Origin of the sequence: Ramlibacter sp. (genome assembly GCF_013697775.1) — a bacterium.
GTDB lineage: Bacteria > Pseudomonadota > Gammaproteobacteria > Burkholderiales > Burkholderiaceae_C > Ramlibacter.
Genome location: NZ_JACCWG010000042.1, coordinates 1 through 3,684, shown reverse-complemented (window position 1 = coordinate 3,684; position 3,684 = coordinate 1). Strand labels below are relative to the sequence as shown.

The window sequence follows — 3,684 nt, the reverse complement described above, 5'->3', positions numbered from 1 at the left end:
GTGCTGCGCAGCGCCGCATGCGCGCGTTCGAGCTGGGTGCGCAGCGGCAGCCAGGGCTCCTCGGTGAACAGCCGCAGCGCCGCCTGGGACGCCTTCGCGGCATCGGGCCCGTGGCCCAGTCCGTCGGCCACCATCAGCACGGCGCGGTGCGCGTCCTGCACCAGCGCCCAGCCGTCGCCGCAAACGTGCTCGCCGGGCATGGGCAGCGAAATGGCGCCGCAGTTCACCGCGGCGGCGGCGGACGGGGGGGCGTCCTCGCCGCCCAGCCGCGCCACCATCAGCGTGCCGCCCGGCGCCTCGGAATACGCGTCGAAGCTGTGCGCCAGGCGCCGCACCGCGCCCAGCCCCGTGCCCGGCGTGCCGCCGGTGGAATACCCGTCGACCAGGCTGCGTTCCAGGTTCATGATGCCGGGCCCCTCGTCCAGCGCCAGCACCTCGATTTCGCGCGTGGCCTCCAGCGCGGCCAGCAGCAGGCGGCCCTGGCGCGCATGGCGCAGCAGGTTGTTGCCGAGTTCGGTCACCACCAGCGCCACGCGGCCGACCTGGGTGTCGCCCAGGCCCAGCTCGTGCGCCAGCTGCACCGCGTGGCGGCGCGCTTCGCCCACCCGGCTGGCATCGTCCATCGGGAACGCGGTGTGCGTGGTGCCGATGCTCATTTCCACCGCGTGATGCTGACGCGCGTGCCCTGGCCGGGCTGCGATTGCACCTCGAATTCGTGCACCAGGCGCTTGCTGCCGGGCAAGCCCAGGCCCATGCCGCCGCCGGAGGTCCAGCCGTCGGTCAGCGCCAGCTTGACGTCGGGGATGCCGGGGCCGCTGTCGATGAAGTCCAGCCGCAGCCCGCGCTTGACGCCCTCGTCGAGGATCGCCCAGTGCATCTCGCCGCCGTGGCCGTGCACCACGGTGTTGCGCGACAGCTCGCTGGCGGCCGTGATCATCTTGGTCTGGTCGACCAGCGAGAACTTCAGCTGCTGCGCGAGCGCGCGCACCTTCTGCCGGCTGGCCACGATGTCTTCCTCGGAGCGCAGCGCCATGCTGCCCGCTTCACCGGCCAAGCGCCTTCTCCCTGGTGCGCAGGTTCAGCAGCTCCATGCCGCGTTCCACGTTCAGCGCGGTGCGCACGCCTTCCAGCGACAGGCCGAGCTCGACCAGCGTGATCGCCACCGCCGGCTGCATGCCCACCACCACCGTGGTGGCGTCCAGGATGCGCGCGATGCCCGAAATGCCGGCCAGCATGCGGCCGACGAAGGAATCCACGATCTCCAACGCGGAAATGTCGATCAGCACGCCCTTGGCGCTGGTGGCGGATATCTTGTTGGCCAGGTCGTCCTGCAGCGCCAGGGCGGTCTGGTCCTGCATGTCGTGCTGGATCGTCACCAGCAGGGTTGCGCCTATCTGGAGAATGGGGATGCGGACCATCGCTGCGCCTTACGCCTGCTGGCGCGTGATGACATAGCCGTTGCGCGCGAGCGCCAGCGACAGTGCATCGGCCAGGCTGGACTTGGAAGCGATGCCCTTCAGGTCGATACCCAGGTGCACGATGGTCTGCGCGATCTGCGGGCGGATGCCGCTGATGATGCATTCCGCGCCCATGAGGCGGATCGCGCTCACCGTCTTCAGCAGGTGCTGCGCCACCAGCGTGTCCACGGTGGGCACGCCGGTGATGTCGATGATGGCCAGCGTGGCGCCGGTCTCCACGATGCGCTGCAGCAGCGTCTCCATCACGATCTGCGTGCGGCTGGAGTCCAGCGTGCCGATCATCGGCACCGCCAGGATGCCTTCCCACAGCTTGATCACCGGCGTGGAGAGTTCCAGCAGGTCCTGCTGCTGGCGCGCGATGATTTCCTCGCGCGTCTGCTGGTAGGTGGTGACGGTCCACTGGCCCATGCGGTCGACCAGCGTGGTGACGCTCCACACCGCGGCAAGCAGCTGGTCCTTGTCGGCCGTGCCGCGCTGCAGCCCGGAGAACAGCGGCTTCTTGAGCGCCAGCACGAAAAAGCTGGTGTCGCCGGCCGGCTGCCCCTGCGACGCGCGCGAACGCGACAGCGCCGACAGCGTGTCGCGCACCGCGCTCCAGGCCGCGCCCGTGAAGTCGGCCGGATCGGCGCCGGCCTGCAGCGCCTCGCGCAGCCCGCGCACCAGTTCGGCCGCTTCGGACTGCATGGTGCGCCGCGAGCTGTCGGTCAGCCGCAGCGCACCGGCGGCCTCCTGCATCCATTCGGAAACGATCTGCTCTTCGTGCTGGTTCAGCAGCGCGAGCACGGCTTGTGTTTCTTGGCTCATTGTGTTGTCGGAACGTGGCTATGGGGGACATGCCGGCGCGCGGCGGGAAACCATGCAGTGTAAGGCAGCGTTGCCGCGCCCGGGACGGGTATTGCCGAGCATGAGCATATACTTTCTCCCCCATTCATTCATCCCATGCCAGCGGGACGCGCGCCCACCGCCATGCCATCGCCCACTCCACTGCCCAGGCCCAAGGTCCTGGTCGTCGTCGACGGTCACGCTGCGCGCTACGCCACCTGCCGCACCTGCAGGCGGCCGGCTTCGACACCGTGGACGTGCCGGGCGGTGCGCAGGCGCTGGAGCTCGCCCGCGACGGGGTCGCCGCCGTCGTGCTGGACGTGCACCTGCCCGACCTGCACGGCTTCGAAGTCTGCCGGCTGCTGCGGCGCGACACCGCCACGGCCGGGCTGCCGGTGATCCATGTGTCCGCGGTTTATCTGAGCAACCAGGACCTGGTGGAAGGCCTGGAGGCCGGCGCTGACGCTTACCTGATGAGCCCGGTGGAGCCGCCGGTGCTGGTGGCACACCTGAATGCGCTGATCCGTGCCCGCCAGGTCGAGCAGGGTATCCAGCAGAGCGACCAGCGCTTTCGCGGCATTTTCGAAAAGGCCGATTGCGCCATCGCGCTGGTGGATGCCGGCGGCCGCATCGCCGAGGCCAATGCCGAGCTGCTGCGCCTGCTCGGACTGAGCAGGGGCGGACTGGTCGGCCGCCAGGTGGCCGGGCTGGTGCCCAAGGAATGGAAGGCGCGGGTGGAGCAGTTCGCCGCTTCCTGGGGCAGCCAGGCATGGCGCGGGCAGTTCCCGCTGATCGACAAGGGTGGCCAGCGCATCGACCTGAGCTGGTCGCTGACGCCGCACCTGGAACCCGGCTTCAGCGTGGCGGTGATCGTGCCGGCGGCTGCCGGCACAATGACACGCTAAGCCCGCTTCACCGCGCCGCGGGTTCCGCGGCAATCCCCTGCCAGCCGCCGCCCAGCGCCTGGACCAGCGCCACCGCCGCCACCTGGCGGTCGGCCTGCGCCGTCACCAGCGCACGGCGCGCGTTGGCCGCGCTGGCCTGCGCGGTGACCACCTCGGTGTAGTTCACCAGCCCCGAGCGGTAGCGGTTGAGCACCTGCTGCTCCACCAGGTCGGCGGCGCGCGCGGCCTCGGCGCGCAGCACCAGCTGCTGCGCCAGGATGCGCAGCGCCACCAGCTGGTCCTCCACGTCCTGGAACGCGGCCAGCACGGTCTGGCGGTAGCGGGCTGAGGCCTCCTCCAGCGCGGCGCGCGTGCTGTCGACGCGGGCGCCGGTCGCGCCGGCGTTGAAAATCGTCTGTGCCAGCGACACCCCCAGCGACCACACCAGCGCCGAGGCGCTGAACAGGTCGCCGATGCTGGCCGCGCCCTGGCCGGCCGAG

Annotated in this window: 6 protein-coding genes; 1 reads left to right on the top strand and 5 read right to left on the bottom strand. The window is 70.5% G+C overall.

The window, feature by feature from the left end; genetic code table 11:
- The 4 genes from H0U68_RS02635 to H0U68_RS02620 all read right to left on the bottom strand — a co-directional run.
- Positions 1 to 656, bottom strand: a 656-nt coding sequence (locus H0U68_RS02635; RefSeq protein ID WP_296352611.1) for an ATP-binding protein, incomplete at its 3' end; no start/stop codon positions are given.
- Positions 653 to 1,054: an anti-sigma regulatory factor gene (locus H0U68_RS02630; RefSeq protein WP_296352610.1), complete on the bottom strand. Its 402-nt coding sequence runs from the start codon at positions 1,052 to 1,054 to the stop codon at positions 653 to 655. The genes H0U68_RS02635 and H0U68_RS02630, both read right to left, overlap by 4 nt.
- On the bottom strand, positions 1,044 to 1,418 hold the full coding sequence (locus H0U68_RS02625; protein ID WP_296352609.1) for an STAS domain-containing protein: 375 nt from the start codon (positions 1,416 to 1,418) through the stop codon (positions 1,044 to 1,046). Before H0U68_RS02625 ends, H0U68_RS02630 begins: the two co-directional genes overlap by 11 nt.
- A 9-nt stretch (positions 1,419 to 1,427) precedes the next feature.
- On the bottom strand, positions 1,428 to 2,282 hold the full coding sequence (locus H0U68_RS02620) for an STAS domain-containing protein (protein ID WP_296352608.1): 855 nt from the start codon (positions 2,280 to 2,282) through the stop codon (positions 1,428 to 1,430).
- Positions 2,283 to 2,404: 122 nt separating this feature from the next.
- On the opposite strand from H0U68_RS02620, the gene H0U68_RS02615 reads away from it, so the two are divergent.
- Positions 2,405 to 3,205 carry a response regulator transcription factor gene (locus tag H0U68_RS02615; RefSeq protein WP_365730490.1) on the top strand — a complete coding sequence of 267 codons (801 nt, stop codon included), beginning with the start codon at positions 2,405 to 2,407 and terminating at the stop codon, positions 3,203 to 3,205.
- Between the two features lie 7 nt (positions 3,206 to 3,212).
- Here H0U68_RS02615 and H0U68_RS02610 read toward each other — a convergent pair.
- Positions 3,213 to 3,684, bottom strand: a 472-nt coding sequence (locus H0U68_RS02610) for a TolC family protein (protein WP_296352607.1), incomplete at its 5' end; no start/stop codon positions are given.

Coding starts and splice junctions, on each gene's coding strand:
- H0U68_RS02625 (WP_296352609.1), bottom strand. CDS start 1,418: ATGGTCCGCATCCCCATTCTCCAGATAGGCGCAACCCTGCTGGTGACG.
- H0U68_RS02620 (WP_296352608.1), bottom strand. CDS start 2,282: ATGAGCCAAGAAACACAAGCCGTGCTCGCGCTGCTGAACCAGCACGAA.